This window comes from Hoeflea sp. CAU 1731 (assembly GCF_039888615.1).
Classification (GTDB): Bacteria; Pseudomonadota; Alphaproteobacteria; order Rhizobiales; family Rhizobiaceae; genus Flavimaribacter.
Window position 1 is genome coordinate 499339 of the sequence record NZ_JBDQQS010000001.1, and the last position, 16630, is coordinate 515968.

Below are 16630 nucleotides of genomic sequence, written 5' to 3' on the forward strand. Positions count from 1 at the left end.
GAAGAAAATAATTTGATGAAGAAATTCATTGACGCGCAGAAGGCGCCTATATCGGACGGTCTGCACACTGGGGAGTGCACAGACGCGGTGTGTTGTTGTCGGGTCACACCGCCGACAGACTGAGTCACCCTGTCGCGCCCGGCCTGTCGCAGGCGAGACGAGTGTCGGACGAACAGGAGGTTAGTTCAATATGTAAATAGGCAAAATGGGCGGATTTCAGGTGCTTTTTGTAGCAAATAATCCATGAGGCAAATTGCTTCCGAGCGTTCTATTGACCCCGGTTATCAGCTTGAAACCTCGCCGGGAAAATTTACCAGTTTGATAAATCTGGTGTTGAGACGAACCGAATCACAGCGCGGTCGCCGGCGCGGCTTCGAGCCCTAGTCATCAACAATCGTAGCCGGCCATTTGCCTTCAACCGCAAAAGCTTCGTCGGGACCGGGCCAGGGCGGCATGGTCATACCCACCGCAGACAAGGGTTCCTCACCAGCGGATCTGAACTGGAAGTGCGTGTCGAGCGGAATCGTCAAGCAGACGCCCTTGCGCACTGGAACGATTTCTTCTCTGTCCTCGTATTTGAGCCACATCTCGCCGCTGCCAGTCAGAAATAACCAGATCTCCTCGACGGTGCGGTGGGCGACTGCAATAGACGTTTGACCGGACGGAAGAGAAAAATGCGCCATGCTGCCTCCTTTCAGCGCCAGGAGCGCGCGCACCTCCGATCCATCGGGGGCGATTGCTGTCGGTGTTTCCGGAAGCGTCATGGAGTCAAACATCAGGCTACATCTCTTTCCAACATTCAATCAGACCGCCAGCAAGGGTGGCGTCTGGGGCCGGACCATTTGTAACTGCTACAATCGTTGGCTACTATTTGAAGTATATTGCCACCTATGACTTAATTCCGTGCTAACCATGTTTGAATTTATGATTGTCATGCGCCATCCGTCGACGGCTTCGCCTGTTTCCTGCCGCAGTCATGCCAACTAGGTTCATGTCATGGATCAGGAGACGCTCTACTCAACAGCTTTGGAAATCTGCGGACTGAGCAATGAGGAAGTCCTGCAGCTGTTGGAAGACGAACGGCCCGGAGCGCATTCGCTTCGTTCCGATTCAAAAGACGTTTGGCGAATTCTTGCAGACCACTATCTCAAAATGCAGATCGTCGCTGATCAGATCAGCATGCTCACGCGTTATGACGACACGGATCTCGCGGATATTCCTGTGGACGCCCAGGCTTCGCGCTTTCAGCCTGGATCAGCGACCAGGATACACGTCATGTCGATTCTGATTGCTCTTGGAATGAGGGATCTGAATAAAGATTTTTCCAATGGCGGCGCCACGGAGTAATCGACGGAATCTTCACGGAGCCGAGCAATTGGCGTCGAATTCAATACATCAGAAAAAACAAATAGAATACTGATAATAAATAATAAATGGCGACCCCGGCAGGATTCGAACCTGCGACATTCGGTTTAGAAGACCGACGCTCTATCCAACTGAGCTACGGGGCCTTATTTCGTTCGTCAGTGCGTCCAGGGCTGACGTCGGTCCGACCTGAAATTGTCTGCGTAGGCGACGCGGCGGCGCTTGAACTCGTGCGGCTCGATCAAGCGATAGGCGATATTGTGCCGATCTGCATAGATGATCGCTTCCTCTACGGTTTCGAAGCTCAGTCTCACCTGCTGTTTCATATCCCCTGATGACGTGTAACCCATCATTGGTTCAATGGATTTTGGGGATTCCTGGTCGAACTCCAGCACCCATTTGTGGGTCTTGGCCTTGCCGGACTGCATGGCGGTTTTGGCTGGACGGTAAATCTTGGCGGTCACTGTCGACAGACCTCCGGTACGTTCGGGTTGGCTTGATCGCTGCTCCGCTTATTGAGCGTTTTGATGCAATATGCAACCCGTAACTTCGCCGGAATAAAAAGCCTTCCCCGAGTACAGACGCCGATGTTCGCCATGCGTGATCATGTTTCGAGAGTATACAGGTGGCCTGCGAGCAATGGCACACAGACGCCAGGAACAAACTCCGCGCCGGCAGCACTACACCAGACTGCCAAACCCGTGCCTGAACGGCGCTGAGCATATTATCAGTAACTAAAATTAGGTCCTGGTTGACAGACTATTTACCGGCGGCGCCATTAATCAGGGTTTCGCGCCGATCATCATGAACGCAGGAATGTCATCGCCAAAACCGACAGGCGTCGGCCCGTCTTCACGCCGATCTTTTCTCCGGCTGTTGCGACGATTGTCGTTGTTGGCCGTGTCCTTGGCGACGCCGTTTGAAATTTGAGGCGACGGCGTCGCGGCCTTTCCTTCATCGGTCTTGGCAGTCGCAGGCTTTTCCGATCTCGGCTTCCTGGAGCGGTGTTTGGCGGTATCCTGCGTCTCCGACGAAGCATCAGTGGCTTCGCTGACTTCCTCGCCTTGCCATTCGATCTTCATATCGATGAGTTTCTCGATCGCATCCACGTACTTCTTCTCCCGGCGGGTCACTAGAGTGAAAGAGGCGCCGGCGCGACCGGCTCTGCCTGTACGACCGATACGATGCACATAGTCTTCGGCGTGTATGGGAACATCGAAATTGAACACGTGGCTGACGGCTGGGATGTCGAGCCCGCGCGCGGCGACGTCTGATGCGACCAGGAGGTCGATCTTGTCGTTGCGGAAATTGTGCAGCATGGTCATCCGGGAGCGCTGGTCCATATCCCCATGCAGCGCGCCGACCGAGAATTCATGCCGTTCCAGCGACCGGAAGAGTTCCGATACGTCGCGTTTTCTGTTGCAGAAGATAATTGCGTTCGTCAGATCAGTCTGCTGCCGGATAAGATCGCGCAGAACCGCGCGCTTCTCGTAATCTTTTGATGGCGCGCTCACCAGTCGCTGCGTGACGTTCTTGGCCGTCGTGGACGGCGGAGCGACCTTGATTTGTTCCGGGTTCTGCAGGAAACGGTCGGCGAGCGTCTGAATCTCCTTCGGCATGGTAGCCGAGAAGAACAGCGTCTGACGCGTGAACGGGATCAGCTTCGCAATACGCTCGATATCGGGAATAAATCCCATATCGAGCATGCGGTCAGCTTCGTCTATCACAAGAATCTCGACGCCGGTCAACAGGAGCTTGCCGCGTTCAAAATGATCAAGCAACCGGCCGGGCGTGGCGATCAGCACGTCGGCGCCGCGTTCCAGTTTGCGGTTCTGATCGTCAAAGGAAACGCCGCCAATGAGGAGCGCGATGTTGAGCTTGTGATATTTGCCATACTTCGTGAAGTTTTCTTCCACCTGTGCGGCGAGTTCTCGCGTTGGCTCCAAAATCAGCGTGCGCGGCATGCGAGCCCGTGCGCGGCCTTTTTCCAGAATCGTCAGCATGGGCAACACGAAGGACGCTGTCTTGCCGGTCCCTGTCTGCGCAATCCCGAGCAGGTCGCGATGCGCCAATGCGTGCGGTATCGCGCTTTGCTGAATAGGTGTCGGAGTTGTGTAGCCGGCGTCTTCGACGGCCGACAAAACTTTCTGGCTCAGGCCCAGGTCAGAAAAACTGGTCAATGGAGATTTTGAATCCGTTCACAGGTCGGTCTAACACTCGACGGAATTGATATTTTCCGCGAATCTTGTGGTCCGACTAGTCCTAACGTCCGGGAGTGTCAAGGAAAGCGGCGCAATTACTTGATATAAGGGTAAATCTTACAAAAATTTAATGCGAAACGGCCTGTTTTGCACGATATTGCGTCACAGTGCCATTATGTCACAACAGTGGATCAAGTCGCTCGCCAGCCTTGAGAAGCGGCTTTGGATTAAGCGGTTTGTCGTTCACGCGGACCTCGTAATGGAGATGAGTCCCGGTCGATCGGCCGGTGCTTCCAGCTGAACCGATGATGGATCCGGCTTCCACTTTCTGTCCGACATTGACATGTATCCGTGACAGGTGAGCGTAGCGCGTCACGATGCCGTTGCCATGATCGACCTCGATCATTTTTCCGTAGCCGCCGCGCCTTCCGGTGCTGGTGACGACACCGTTCGCGGTCGCCTTGATCGGAAAACCATAAGGCGTCTTGAAATCCATCCCGGAATGGAATGCGGCGCGTTTGAGAAATGGATCTCGGCGGTTTCCAAAACTGCTTGAAACCGGCTGATCCGGCACAGGATTTTTCAGGGGCAAGGCGCGCGCCTGGCTGCTGACGGAGTTGAGATGCTGGAGTGCAGTCTCCAATCCAGACAGGCTCGTGTCGAAATTGCTGTCTGCAGCAGGGATGAATGGTCCACCGACACTGTCATCCATCAAATCGGAAGGCAGTCCCGTGTTCTCTAAGATCGAATCTATGGCTTCGGCCTTGCGGTAGGCGTTGGCGATCAGCAACTCGATTCTGTCGAACTGTTCGCGTTCCATGGCGTGCAGATCTTTGTCCACTTTCGCAAAAATGTTTTCGGATGCGCGGGCTTTGGCGCGAGCCGCCGGTTGAACGTTCTGGTAGGCCAGAAGCAATTCAGTTGATTGGGCGCCGGCTGGACGATTCGCGCTGGCGCGGCGACTTTCCTCGGATTGACCAGGCGCGGGCCTCGGGCGGGGCACCGGGATCGTATCCGGCTCTGCGAAACTGAAAGTAGCGCGTTGCAGGAGGTCGTCCAGACGGCCGTGCCGGGAGCTCAATACCTGTTGCTGTTGAATCAGGCGCGCCATCTTGTCTTCCAATACCTGCTGATCGAGCAACTGCCGGCTGGTGATGCGGTCGACCTGAACTCTCAATGACGCGATGCGGTCCTCATAGGCGAATTGAACCCGCGCCTGCTGCGCCATCGAAGCGCCGATGAGATCGTCGCGAAGCACAAGATAGGTTGTCGCCAGCAGATAGCCGATCGCTATGACCGAAACGACGCTGACCGCAAGGCCGATCATCCAGGGATGAATATTCCAGTGGCGGATGGAATCTCCATTCGCGATGATCAGGGTGTGCGGTTGTTTTCTGCCAAAAATTTTGCCTTCTGAAACTTGAGACACATAAACCCCCGTGAACAACTGCACCGCAGGGCCGATAAAACAATGTTAAGGTTAATATTTCTTTGCCTACGAAGTATTCGTGGACGAAAGGCTGCGATAAAATGATGGCGTCAGACCGGCGCTTGCGCGCGCCACGTCGTTGAACGGCGCCTTGAGTTGGCCGCGGAAATTGGCGCGCACGAGTGTTTGAAATAGCGCCGCCGGCTCCTTGCTCTTACGATCACACAGGAATCGGAACCACTTTGCGCCGACCGCCACATGCGTGATCTCGTCGGTATAGATGACGTCCAGCACGGCTGCGGATTCCGCGTCTCCCACATCACGCATCTTTTGCTGCAGCGAAGGCGTTACGTCGAGGCCCCGCGCTTCGAGTATGAGCGGCACGACCGCCAGCCTCGCCATGAGGTCGTTGCGGGTGTCGTGCGCAGCCTGCCAGAGGCCGTCATGAGCGGGCAGGGCGCCATAGTCGGAACCGAGCGCCTGCAAACGTCCGCGAACCAGCAGGAAATGCTTTGCTTCGTCCCGGGCGACGCCCATCCAGCCGTCGAAAAAGGATCGCGGCATCTTTTCCGAGGCGAAACGGGCAATGATGTCCAACGCGAGGTCGATGGCGTTGAGCTCGATATGAGCGATTGCATGGAGCAGGGCGATCCGGCCCGCCGGATTGTTCAGGTTGCGTTTCTTGACCAGCCTCGGCGGCAGCAATTCAGGCTTTTCCGGCCGCCCCGGTCGATCCGGAACCGGCGGATCGAGCGGAGAACGCAGTGACAGGCGGCGCGCGAACCAGGATTGTGAAAGCGTGCGAGTCAGTTGCGCTTTCTGGTCCGGATCCGAGCAGGAGACCGCCTGGACAGCGCCGGCGCGCAATGAGGCGGCTGATGGATCAGCCGGCCTTTGCGGCATCCAGAACCTCCTCGGAGTGGCCAGGCACTTTCACCTTCCGCCAAATTTTGGAGATGACGCCATTCGCGTCGATCAGCATCGTCGTGCGTTCGACGCCCATGTATTTTCGGCCATACATGCTCTTTTCGACCCAGACGCCATATTTTTCCAGCGTCGTCTTTTCTTCGTCGGACGCAAGCATGACGTCCAGATCGTGCTTGGCGATGAATTTGTCATGTTTCGCCGCCTTGTCGGGCGACATGCCGAGCAGGATTGCGCCGGCCTTTTCGAAGTCGCTCTTTAGTCCGGTGAAGGCGATCGCTTCAGCGGTGCATCCGCTCGTATCGTCCTTCGGGTAGAAAAAGAGCACGACTTTGTTACCGCGCAATTCCGAGAGCGTCACGGTTCCGCCACCATCACGGGGCAATGCGAAATCAGGCGCCTCGTTTCCTTCGGCAATGTCGGTCATTCTTATGTTCCTTTTCTATCGGTCGAGGTCTGTTACAATCATTCGGCGACGATATATAGTCTGTTAGGGAACATTCGCCTGCGCAGCCGATTCGTATTTTCAGGCGTAACTCCAATGGCGCAATCACATTGGCAAAACGAGGTCTCATGATAGGCCGTAAACGTCGCACGGACCGTGAAAGTCATGAGAGACCCCTGTCTCTGGACACCATGCCTTCTGCGTTGCATGACGACGCCATCGTGGTTCATACGCCGCGACATTGGCCGCGGATTGGTCGCGGGCGGCGTTTTCTGCTCGTGACGCTGATTGTTGTCATAGGTCTGCCTGCCATTCTCGTCGTGCTGATCAATCTGGGCGCCGGAGACCGGTTGCTAACAGACAGGCTTCAACAATTCATGCAGACGGCGCTCGGCGACGCCGTAACGCCAACTGTTCAAGGGGTCGGAGTGAGATTGACCGAGAACGGCCGTATCGCCGTGGAAGCCCGTGGCGTCAGCGTGGTGCGCAAGGACACCAGCGAAAAGATTGTCGGCGCAAACAGCGTCAAACTCGGGCTTGGTCTTCTGCCGTTGCTTTCAGGCCGTCCGACGGTGTCCCGGGTGGAAATCGACAGCGGCTATGTCGATGCGAAATATATCGGGCAAGCCGAGGTCGAGGTCGAGGTCGAGGTCGAGGTCGAGGATGAAGAAGACACGGAAAAGGGCCCGTTCACAATTAAGGATATCGGGCCTGCCGCCAACAGGCTGCTGGATGGGTTGACAACCATAGAAGCTATTGTGCGACGCAAGGAAGTCGATACGGTCATTCTCACCGATTTCATCTTTCTCAACACCGGCGCGAAGCTGACGGATGACGAGACGAGGCATAGCGAGACTACCGAAAACGAATTGCAGGACATTCGGGTCGAACGCGCGAAACTCACGTCCAATCCAGACAATTCGATTACCTTCGATTCCCAGGTCATGATGGCCGGCGATATTGTGCATGTTGTCATCGATACATCAGTGACGCGGCTATGGAATCGGCCGGATTCGCTGGAGGTTTCGGTTTCCAATCTCAAGATCGGAGAGTTGATCCGGCAATTGACCGGACGGTCGCGCCAGAAGTTCAGACTCGAAGGAAACGCCGATCTGCGCCTGGTCGTCAAAAGACCGAACCAGACCCGCCAGGCCAGCCTGACAGGCGGGATTGAATTGTCCGGCGGCGAATTGTTCATGGACGGTGTTGGCGCCGAACTGCGGCGCAGCAGGATCAATTTTGCATTCGACTCAACCAAGAACTCCCTGGAGCTTCTTCCTTCGCAATTGAACGTCGGAAAATCATCCTATGATTTCAATGGCGGCGTGATCGATCTGGACAGTCTGCCAGACCAGATCAAAACGAACGGCTTTGCGTTCGACCTCGTCGTCGATGAGGGGATCGTTGCGCCATCGGATTCGTCCGAGCCTCCGGCGACCGTCGCCATGAAGGTTTTCGCACGCTATCTCCGGGACGAGAAACGCATTGATGTTGACGAATTTCTCGTGTCGGCCGGAAGAGGCGCACTTTACTCGTCGGCGAGCATCCAGTTGACGGATACGAGCCCGCAAATCTCCTTCGTCGCAAACGTCACCGGAATGGATACCTCGACGGTCAAGCAGCTCTGGCCTTACTGGATTGCAAAGCAGGCGAGAAACTGGGTCCATCAGAACCTGTTCGGCGGGACGGTGACCAAAGGCACTATACGGTTGTTCATTCCAAAGGGACTGATTGCGCAAGGCCCCGACGCCTCCATGAGCGGAAGGCAACTGACGCTTGATTTCGATATCGAGAACGCCCGCTTTGACGTTGCCGGCGATATTCCCCCGGTGCGCAATGGCACAGGTGTTTTCAAACTGAATGGCGATCAACTCGAACTGGAACTGAACGGCGGGCGGTCCTTTTTCCCTTCTGGTCGTAGCGTCGGCATCGCAAATGGCCATTTCGCGATTCCGGACACCCGCGCGCATCCGCTGATGGCGGATCTCGATATAGAGGTCAGCGGAAGCGCAGACGCCGTGGCGGAGCTTGTGTCCTATCGCCCCATCAACGCGCTGCAGCGCACGCCCTACAAGCCTGAAGACTTCACCGGTTCCATCAAGGCGAAAGTGGAAGTGACGTTCGGGTTGATCATCGAGCAGGAACCTCCCGAACCAGACTGGACGGTCGATCTCGATTTGAGCGAGGTCAGCGTGGGCCCGTTAATCGATGGCGTCAAGGTAACCAATGCAACCGGCAAGATGTTCGTTGATCCTCAGGACATCCATTTCGACACAAGCGCCGATCTGGACGGGATCAATGCTCGGATCGATTTCGTGGAACCCTTGTCGGACGACAGGCCGCAGGACAGGCAACGCGACGTCAAACTCGTCGCGGACGCCGAAGCGCGCGCGAAATTTGCGCCGCAATTGAACGACTACGTCAAAGGCGACATCGAACTCGACCTGTCGTTGCTCGGAGAAGGTAAGCAAAGAATTGAGGCCGATCTGACCAAGGCGCGCCTGGAATTGCCGTGGATTGGATGGTCCAAGGGAAGCGGGGTCAAGGCGTCCGTTTCCTTTCTCCTCGACCTGGGCGCCGAGGATACGCAGAACAAAGTCATAAAGATCAGCGACGTAATTCTGAAAGGCAATGGTTTCGCTGCCTCCGGCTCGCTGGATTTCGATGAAGTGGGACTGCTGAACGCTGACATTCGCAACGCGACGCTTGCGCGCGACGACAAGTTCGATGTCAAGATTAATCGACGCAACGACGTCTATGTCATCAATGTCAATGGTCGCGCGGTCGACCTTCGCTCCGCGATCAAACACTATTTCAGCGACTCCGAAGTCGCGACCGACAGCGCTTCAGACGAACGCGTGGAATTGTCGGTCTCCGCCGACAAGGCGATCGGTTTTCACAACGAAACGGTCAGTCCGTTCCGGATGACCTATTCCGGCGTCGGCAGCACGTTGCTTTCACTGAGTGTTGAAGGCACGACAAGCAGTCGGCAATCGTTGACGGCGAATGGGGTCACCCAGAACGGCGTTACCCGCGTCAACGTGACATCCGGAGACGCCGGCGCCACAGGTCGAATTGTCGACATCTATGACAAGATCCAGGGCGGCAAACTGTCCGTTGCGTTAAACCGCGCCAATAACGGCCCTTATCTGGGCACGGTTTCCGTCGATGATTTTGCAATTGTCGGCGAAGAACGCCTGGAGTCGATCGTCTCTTCAAAACCGCAAGGCGGTCAAAGCCTCAACGAGGCGATCAATCGCGATCTGAACGTGACGCGCGCCGAATTTCAGCGCGGCTACGCCCGCATTGACAAGGGACCCGGCTATCTGCGCATCAGCGACGGGGTAGTGCGTGGTCCGGAAATTGGCTCAACGTTTCAGGGAACCGTCTACGACGCCAGGGGCAACATAGACATTACAGGCACATTCATGCCGCTCTACGGCGTCAACCGGTTGTTTGGGGAAATCCCGATCGTCGGCGCAATCCTCGGAAACGGTCGCGATCGGGGATTGATCGGCATCACCTATCGTCTTTCCGGCAAGTTTGATGATCCAAAACTATCCATTAATCCGATATCCGTGATCGCGCCGGGAATCTTCCGTTCCATGTTCCAGTTTACTCAGGGAAGGGGCGGTGGAACAGCCGATACGGTGACGCCATCAAAACCGCGAATGGATCGCTAGAGCTGCATTGCGTATCTCAAACGATGTTTTCAGGGCGAACAACCTTGGTGCTTTTTCCCGCCAAATATGCTATGTTGCAGCTGACCTTACGAGACAGGGAAACACCGAAATTCTGAAATCCCGAAACAAAGCCAAGCCGACATTGTGCGTTAAAAACGTCAATTCCCGAAACAAAGCCAGATTTGCGCAGTGAGGCGAAAACGTCGATTCCCGAAACAAAGCCAAACGGGATTAAAATTTTTAAAAAGATTTACAAAACAATAGGTAATAATGTTTTTTTAAATTATTTTATTAGAATAAAGTAATCATTCAGCCCGCACGAGAACATGCTTCTTCTTGCCGACAGAGAGCTTCAGAAGGCCTTCATCCGTCAGGTCGCCGGAGCCGACAATCCGTTTTTCGTCAGCGACAGCCTTGTCATTGATGCGCACTGCTCCGCCCTTGATGTGGCGTCTGGCTTCCCCGTTCGAACTGGCCATGCCGGCTGAGACGAGGAGCGTCAAAAGGCCAATCCCGCCTGCGATATCACCGGACGGCACATCAATCGACGGAAGGTTTTCGGCAAGCGCGCCTTCCTCGAATGTCTTGCGCGCCGTTTCCGCGGCCTCCTCTGCAGCAGAACGCCCGTGCAGAAGCGCGGTGACTTCCGTGGCGAGTATCTTCTTGACCTCGTTGATTTCGGTCCCGCCGAGCGCCTGCAGCCTGTCGATCTCATCCATCGGTATGGTCGTGTAGAGCTTGAGAAAGCGCCCGACATCGGCGTCTTCGGTGTTGCGCCAGTACTGCCAGAAATCATAGACGCTGAACATGTCGGCGTTGAGCCATATCGCTCCATTGGCCGACTTTCCCATCTTTGCGCCCGATGACGTGGTTAAAAGCGGAGAGGTCACGGCGTAGAGCTGCTGCGTTCCAAGGCGATGGCCGAGATCCAGGCCATTGACGATGTTGCCCCATTGGTCGGAGCCGCCCATTTGCAGTCGGCAGCCGTGGCGTTTGTTAAGCTCGACGAAATCGTAGGCCTGAAGGATCATGTAGTTGAATTCGAGAAAGGAGAGCGACTGTTCCCGGTCGAGCCGCAGCTTCACTGAATCAAAGGCAAGCATGCGGTTGACGGAAAAATGCCGGCCGACATCCCTCAGGAATTCGACGTAGTTGATGCCCAGAAGCCAGTCGGCGTTGTTGATCATGAGCGCATCCCGATCGCCGTCGCCGAAGGTGAGGTAATTGGAGAAGCAGCGATTAATGCCCTGGATGTTCTGGTCTATCTTTTCCGGCGTCAGCAACTGGCGCGCCTCATCCTTGAAACTCGGATCGCCGATCATCCCTGTCCCTCCGCCCATCAGTGCAATGGGACGGTGACCGGTCTGCTGAAACCAATGCAGCATCATGATCTGGATGAGGGATCCTGCATGCAGGCTGGACGCGGTTGGATCGAAGCCGATATAGGCCGTCACGATTTCCTTTTGCAGCAAGTCGTCGAGGCCGGAATCATCCGAAGTCTGGTGGATGAAGCCGCGCTCCTGCATGATATGAAGAAAATCGGATTTGAAGGCCGACATGACCGCTCTTTCCCTGTACCGGATGCAATACGACGGACAGGACAGTCCGCACAGGCGCGGCGTTTAACACTGTTTCCTGCAGATTTCACGCCATTTATTTGCATGAATCGCATATACGCAGCTTATGGACGGGAGCGAGACGCGTGGAAGAACTGACAGCGATCGGATTGATGAGCGGCACGTCGATGGACGGGATCGACATCGCGCTTTTAAGGAGTGACGGTGAAACGATCGCCGAGCGAGGCCCATTTCTGTTCGCGCCTTATGGACCGGATTTCAGAAAAAGACTCGCTGCATCACTCGATACCGCCAAGTCCATCGAAGAGCGTTCACAAAGACCCGGCGACCTCGCCGATATCGAAATGGAACTAACGGACCTCCACGCTCAGTCTGTCGCCCGGTTCATGAGCGAACACGATTTGAAAGTGGATGACATCGACCTGATCGGCTTTCACGGGCAGACGGTTCTGCATCGTCCCGCTGCGGGACTGACCGTGCAATTGGGTGACGGCCCGGCGCTGGCGAAAAAGACCGGCGTGCCGGTTATTTACGACATGCGGGCGGCCGATATGGTCGCCGGTGGAGAAGGGGCGCCGCTCGCGCCGGCCTATCACGGCGCGCTGGCAAAGGGACTGGGCGGTGAATGGCCAGTGGCGTTCGTCAATATCGGCGGGATATCCAATATTACTTGCGTAGCAAAGGATGGTGGGCTTGTGGCCTATGACACCGGTCCCGGAAACACGCTGATCGACCAGTGGGTAGAGATGAAGGCCGGAATTCCCTTTGATCAGGGCGGCGCCATCGCCAGCGAAGGCGGCGTGCTGCGCGACCTGCTGGATCACTATCTGAGCGCTAAATTTTTTCATGCCGAGAAGCGCAGATCGCTGGACCGCAATGACTTCCTGCCGCCCGCTTCTTCAGCGGCGTCTTTGGAAGACGGCGCACGCAGCCTTGCGCGGCTGACGGCTGAGGCCATCTTCGCATCCGCCGCTCATCTTCCGGAGCATCCGAAAGAATGGATCATCTGCGGCGGCGGCCGACAAAACACCGTTATCATGAACGATCTGAAGGAACTGGCCGAAAAAACTTCTGCGACCGTATGCCGGGCCGAGGATCTGGGTCTGAACGGCGACGCCATGGAAGCTGAAGCCTGGGCCTATCTCGCCATTCGCTCTCGAAAAGACCTGCCGCTAAGCTGGCCGGGAACAACCGGATGTCGCGAACCTGCCGTTGGAGGCGAGATAGCGCAGCCGTAAATTATCGGATGCGCTTTGCGGGCGGCTCGGGAACCAGTTCGCCGGCCAGGCGCCGATCCAGATATTCCGAGCACTCGGCGATCAGTTCGTCCACCTTTTCGGAGAAGAAATGATTGGCGTCCTGCATCGTCTTCTGGGTGATCAGAATGCCTTTCTGCGACTGCAGTTTCTCAACCAGCCCCTGGACATCCTTTTCCGGGGCGACCCTGTCGGCGTCGCCGTGTATGATGAGGCCGGAAGACGGGCAGGGCGCAAGAAACGCAAAGTCATAGATGTTCGGCTGTGGAGCTATGGACATGAAGCCTTCGATTTCCGGCCGGCGCATCAGAAGCTGCATGCCGATCCAGGCGCCGAAGGAATATCCAGCCACCCAGCAGCTCTTGCTGTCGGGATGCAGGCTCTGGATCCAGTCAAGCGCCGCCGCTGCGTCTGACAGTTCTCCGGCGCCATGGTCGAAAGCGCCCTGGCTGCGCCCAATAGAGCGGAAATTGAACCGCAGCGTTGTAAAGCCGCGCTGTTGGAACATGTAGAAGAGCTGGTAGACGATCTGGTTGTTCATCGTTCCGCCGAATTGCGGATGCGGATGCAGGACGATGGCGATCGGCGCGTTCTTTTCCTTTGCGGGTTGGTAGCGACCTTCGAGGCGTCCAGCGGGACCGTTGAAGATGACTTCAGGCATTGGGGCTCCGGTTGTTTTTCGGGAATTGCGCTATTCCCGATATTTCTTATGTATGAGCGCGGGAAAGCATCTCGGACCCGTCGCTTGCAAAGTGAAGTGGTGTCTTAAGGCATAGGTGTCCGAAATTACAAGGAAAATGACGCCGGGTGGCGAACGCGGGCAGATCTTGATGAAAAATCCACGAATTTACCTGGACTACAACGCGACCGCGCCGCTGTTGCCGGTCGCGCGCGAAGCGATGCTTGATGTGCTTGCTCTGCCAGGCAATCCTTCCTCCGTTCACAGCGAGGGACGCAAGGTGCGCGCGCGGGTTGATAATGCGCGCAGAAAAGTCGCCGCGCTGGTGAACGCCTCAGACGAGAACATCGTTTTCACGAGCGGCGCCACTGAAGCAGCGTCGACGCTGCTTTCGCCCCGGTACAGGATGGGCCGCTCGAAAATCGATATCGGCCATCTCTATTATTCGGCGGTCGAACATCCCTGCGTGACCAGCGGCGGACGGTTTCACGCAGATCAGATCAGCCAAATTGATGTCGATAGTCTGGGGCGCGTAAACCTTGGACATTTAAAGTCGCTGCTCGATAAACACGACTCAACAAGCGGGATGCCGCTAGTTGCCGTGATGCTTGCAAACAATGAAACCGGCGTGATCCAGCCGGTAGAAGAAGTGTCCCTGCTGGTGAAAGCCGCTGGCGGTCTCCTCGTCGTAGACGCCGTCCAGGCCGCGGGGCGCATTCCGATCGACATGCAAACCCTGGGAGCCGATTACATTTTCCTGTCGTCGCACAAGATGGGCGGGCCAAAAGGCGCCGGCGCAATCGTGGCGCAGGGCGAGATCATGATGCCAGTCCCGCTGATCACCGGAGGCGGACAGGAAAAAGGGCACCGATCGGGCACGGAAAATCCTGCGGCGATCGCGGGGTTTGGCGCTGCTGCGCAAGCAAATCTGGAAGGCAAGGAGACACTACTGGAGGTCGCCAGGCTCCGCGATCAGATGGAACATCATATTCGCATGGCCGCGCCGGACGTCATCTTCTACAGCGGGGAAGCACGGCGTCTGCCGAACACAAGCTTTTTCGCGTTCCCGGGTTTCAAAGCAGAGACAGCTCAGATCGCCTTCGACCTTGAAGGGGTGGCCCTGTCGGCGGGGTCGGCGTGTTCCTCGGGCAAGATTGGACCCTCGCATGTTCTGAAGGCCATGGGCATGGATGCTGACCAGGGGGCACTCAGGGTTAGCCTTGGTCCAGACACGACGGAAGATGAAATTGACCGTTTCGCCTCGATTTTGAAGCGTATTGCGGAGAAGCGCCAAGACGCAATCTAAAGGCGCTCATTGAATAAATCGGAGGCTAGTCTGGAAATATTATAAATTTCGGCTTACAAGCTGCCCTCGTCATTGGAATTTGAGATTCAATGCACTAAATGCGGAGTTGCCGATCGCGGAATCGCGAACGGCTTTAAATATGACGTTGACAAACTGCCGGACCTTTAATCCGGCGAGATTGGAGAGCGCCAATGCCTGCTGTGCAGGAGACGATCGATCAGGTTCGCCAGATCGATGTGGACCAGTATAAGTACGGGTTCGAAACGCTTATCGAAATGGAAAAGGCCCCCAAGGGGCTGAACGAAGACATCATTCGCTTCATTTCGGCGAAAAAAGATGAGCCGGAATGGATGCTTGAGTGGCGTCTGAACGCCTATCGTCGCTGGTTGACGATGGAGTCGCCGTCGTGGGCGCGTGTCAAATATCCGGAAATCGACTTCAACGACATTTATTACTACGCAGCTCCTAAGAGCATGGCGGGTCCTAAAACGCTTGACGAAGTCGATCCCGAACTACTCAAGACTTACGAGAAGCTCGGTATCCCGCTGCGTGAACAGGAAATCCTCGCCGGCGTGCAGGAATCGAGGATCGCCGTAGACGCCGTTTTCGATTCCGTATCGGTCGTCACGACCTTCAAGGAAGAACTCGCCAAGGCGGGCGTGATCTTCATGTCAATTTCCGAAGCGATCAGGGAGCATCCCGATCTTGTGCGGAAATATCTCGGCAGCGTCGTGCCGGTGACAGACAATTACTATGCGACGCTCAATTCGGCGGTTTTCACAGACGGCTCATTCGTTTTTGTGCCGAAGGGCGTGCGCTGCCCGATGGAACTGTCCACCTATTTCCGTATCAACGAAAAGAACACCGGTCAGTTCGAACGCACACTGATCATCTGCGAAGAGGCTGCATACGTCTCGTATCTCGAAGGGTGCACCGCCCCTCAGCGCGATGAGAACCAGCTTCACGCCGCCGTCGTCGAACTAGTCGCCCTCGAGGATGCTGAAATAAAGTACTCGACTGTTCAGAACTGGTTTCCCGGAGACTCCGAAGGCAAGGGTGGTATCTATAACTTCGTGACCAAGCGCGGCGACTGTCGCGGGGCGAACTCGAAGATTTCCTGGACCCAGGTCGAAACCGGATCGGCGATAACCTGGAAATATCCGTCCTGCATCCTTCGCGGCGACAATTCACGCGGCGAGTTCTATTCGATTGCCGTATCGAATGGTCGACAGCAGATCGACAGCGGCACCAAGATGATTCATCTCGGCAAGAACACATCGAGCCGAATCATCTCCAAAGGCATCTCGGCCGGAAAATCGGATAATACCTATCGCGGTCAGGTTTCGGCGCACCGCAAGGCGACGAACGCCCGCAACTTTACGCAATGCGATTCACTGCTGATCGGCAACAATTGCGGTGCGCACACAGTTCCCTACATCGAAGCGAGAAATTCGACGGCGCAGTTCGAGCACGAAGCGACAACCTCCAAGATTTCAGAGGATCAACTCTTCTACTGTCTGCAACGCGGCATTCCCGAAGAAGAAGCCATCGCGCTGATCGTCAACGGCTTCGTCAAGGAAGTCATTCAGGAATTGCCGATGGAGTTCGCCGTCGAAGCGCAGAAACTGATCGGAATCAGTCTGGAAGGCAGTGTGGGCTGATCAGCCGCCTGTAAAAATCAAGCGCCGGCGCTACGCCGGCCAGACAATTCGGAGATCACTGGAACCGGGAACGCTGGTGCACCATGGCTCCGCAGAAAGTTGGG

13 protein-coding genes and 1 tRNA gene are annotated in these 16630 nt (G+C 56.0%); 5 read left to right on the forward strand and 9 right to left on the reverse strand.

Annotated features, from left to right (window positions below; all coding sequences use genetic code 11):
* Nucleotides 1-380: 380 nt before the first annotated feature.
* The gene (locus AAFN47_RS02410) at nt 381-776 is read right to left on the reverse strand and encodes a cupin domain-containing protein (protein ID WP_499807609.1); all 396 of its coding nucleotides are present in this window, start codon (nt 774-776) and stop codon (nt 381-383) included.
* A 220-nt stretch (nt 777-996) separates the two neighbouring features.
* Here AAFN47_RS02410 and AAFN47_RS02415 point away from each other — a divergent pair, with 220 nt between their 5' ends.
* The gene (locus tag AAFN47_RS02415; RefSeq protein ID WP_499807610.1) at nt 997-1347 is read left to right on the forward strand and encodes a hypothetical protein; all 351 of its coding nucleotides are present in this window, start codon (nt 997-999) and stop codon (nt 1345-1347) included.
* Nucleotides 1348-1434: 87 nt separating this feature from the next.
* Here the strand turns inward: AAFN47_RS02415 and AAFN47_RS02420 are convergent.
* The 6 genes from AAFN47_RS02420 to AAFN47_RS02445 all read right to left on the reverse strand — a co-directional run bounded on the left by AAFN47_RS02420 (nt 1435) and on the right by AAFN47_RS02445 (nt 6346).
* Nucleotides 1435-1511: transfer RNA gene (locus tag AAFN47_RS02420), tRNA-Arg, on the reverse strand.
* Nucleotides 1512-1523: 12 nt separating this feature from the next.
* Complete coding sequence (locus tag AAFN47_RS02425) at nt 1524-1829, reverse strand: ETC complex I subunit (protein ID WP_499807611.1); 306 nt, start codon at nt 1827-1829, stop codon at nt 1524-1526.
* 318 nt (nt 1830-2147) lie between these two features.
* Nucleotides 2148-3545, reverse strand: coding sequence for a DEAD/DEAH box helicase (locus AAFN47_RS02430; protein ID WP_499807612.1), 1398 nt, complete (start codon nt 3543-3545; stop codon nt 2148-2150).
* A 199-nt stretch (nt 3546-3744) separates the two neighbouring features.
* On the reverse strand, nt 3745-4995 hold the full coding sequence (locus tag AAFN47_RS02435) for a peptidoglycan DD-metalloendopeptidase family protein (RefSeq protein ID WP_499807613.1): 1251 nt from the start codon (nt 4993-4995) through the stop codon (nt 3745-3747).
* A 66-nt stretch (nt 4996-5061) separates the two neighbouring features.
* Nucleotides 5062-5898, reverse strand: coding sequence for a ferritin-like domain-containing protein (locus tag AAFN47_RS02440; protein ID WP_499807614.1), 837 nt, complete (start codon nt 5896-5898; stop codon nt 5062-5064).
* Complete coding sequence (locus AAFN47_RS02445; RefSeq protein ID WP_499807615.1) at nt 5879-6346, reverse strand: peroxiredoxin; 468 nt, start codon at nt 6344-6346, stop codon at nt 5879-5881. The genes AAFN47_RS02440 and AAFN47_RS02445 overlap by 20 nt, the downstream gene beginning before the upstream one ends.
* A gap of 146 nt (nt 6347-6492) precedes the next feature.
* Between AAFN47_RS02445 and AAFN47_RS02450 the strand changes: the two genes are divergently transcribed.
* Nucleotides 6493-10047 (forward strand): YhdP family protein, encoded by a 3555-nt coding sequence (locus tag AAFN47_RS02450; protein WP_499807616.1) that lies wholly within the window; start codon nt 6493-6495, stop codon nt 10045-10047.
* Between the two features lie 305 nt (nt 10048-10352).
* Here the strand turns inward: AAFN47_RS02450 and tyrS are convergent, their stop codons facing one another.
* A complete protein-coding gene (gene tyrS, locus AAFN47_RS02455; RefSeq protein WP_499807617.1) occupies nt 10353-11606 on the reverse strand; it encodes a tyrosine--tRNA ligase in 1254 nt (417 codons plus the stop codon).
* A 143-nt stretch (nt 11607-11749) separates the two neighbouring features.
* Between tyrS and AAFN47_RS02460 the strand changes: the two genes are divergently transcribed.
* Nucleotides 11750-12862 carry an anhydro-N-acetylmuramic acid kinase gene (locus AAFN47_RS02460; RefSeq protein ID WP_499807618.1) on the forward strand — a complete coding sequence of 371 codons (1113 nt, stop codon included), beginning with the start codon at nt 11750-11752 and terminating at the stop codon, nt 12860-12862.
* A gap of 1 nt (nt 12863) precedes the next feature.
* Here the strand turns inward: AAFN47_RS02460 and AAFN47_RS02465 are convergent, their stop codons facing one another.
* The gene (locus AAFN47_RS02465) at nt 12864-13541 is read right to left on the reverse strand and encodes an alpha/beta hydrolase (protein ID WP_499807619.1); all 678 of its coding nucleotides are present in this window, start codon (nt 13539-13541) and stop codon (nt 12864-12866) included.
* A 169-nt stretch (nt 13542-13710) separates the two neighbouring features.
* On the opposite strand from AAFN47_RS02465, the gene AAFN47_RS02470 reads away from it, so the two are divergent.
* Together AAFN47_RS02470 and sufB are read left to right on the forward strand one after the other, a co-directional pair.
* On the forward strand, nt 13711-14865 hold the full coding sequence (locus AAFN47_RS02470) for a cysteine desulfurase family protein (RefSeq protein WP_499807620.1): 1155 nt from the start codon (nt 13711-13713) through the stop codon (nt 14863-14865).
* Between the two features lie 191 nt (nt 14866-15056).
* The gene (sufB, locus tag AAFN47_RS02475; protein ID WP_499807621.1) at nt 15057-16526 is read left to right on the forward strand and encodes a Fe-S cluster assembly protein SufB; all 1470 of its coding nucleotides are present in this window, start codon (nt 15057-15059) and stop codon (nt 16524-16526) included.
* Nucleotides 16527-16630: the final 104 nt, after the last annotated feature.

Excerpts from the sequence above, each read along its gene's own strand:
- AAFN47_RS02410 (WP_499807609.1), bottom strand. The coding sequence starts at position 776 with ATGTTTGACTCCATGACGCTTCCGGAAACACCGACAGCAATCGCCCCC.
- AAFN47_RS02415 (WP_499807610.1), top strand. The coding sequence starts at position 997 with ATGGATCAGGAGACGCTCTACTCAACAGCTTTGGAAATCTGCGGACTG.
- AAFN47_RS02440 (WP_499807614.1), bottom strand. The coding sequence starts at position 5,898 with ATGCCGCAAAGGCCGGCTGATCCATCAGCCGCCTCATTGCGCGCCGGC.
- AAFN47_RS02445 (WP_499807615.1), bottom strand. The coding sequence starts at position 6,346 with ATGACCGACATTGCCGAAGGAAACGAGGCGCCTGATTTCGCATTGCCC.
- AAFN47_RS02450 (WP_499807616.1), top strand. The coding sequence starts at position 6,493 with ATGATAGGCCGTAAACGTCGCACGGACCGTGAAAGTCATGAGAGACCC.
- tyrS (WP_499807617.1), bottom strand. The coding sequence starts at position 11,606 with ATGTCGGCCTTCAAATCCGATTTTCTTCATATCATGCAGGAGCGCGGC.
- AAFN47_RS02465 (WP_499807619.1), bottom strand. The coding sequence starts at position 13,541 with ATGCCTGAAGTCATCTTCAACGGTCCCGCTGGACGCCTCGAAGGTCGC.
- AAFN47_RS02470 (WP_499807620.1), top strand. The coding sequence starts at position 13,711 with ATGAAAAATCCACGAATTTACCTGGACTACAACGCGACCGCGCCGCTG.
- sufB (WP_499807621.1), top strand. The coding sequence starts at position 15,057 with ATGCCTGCTGTGCAGGAGACGATCGATCAGGTTCGCCAGATCGATGTG.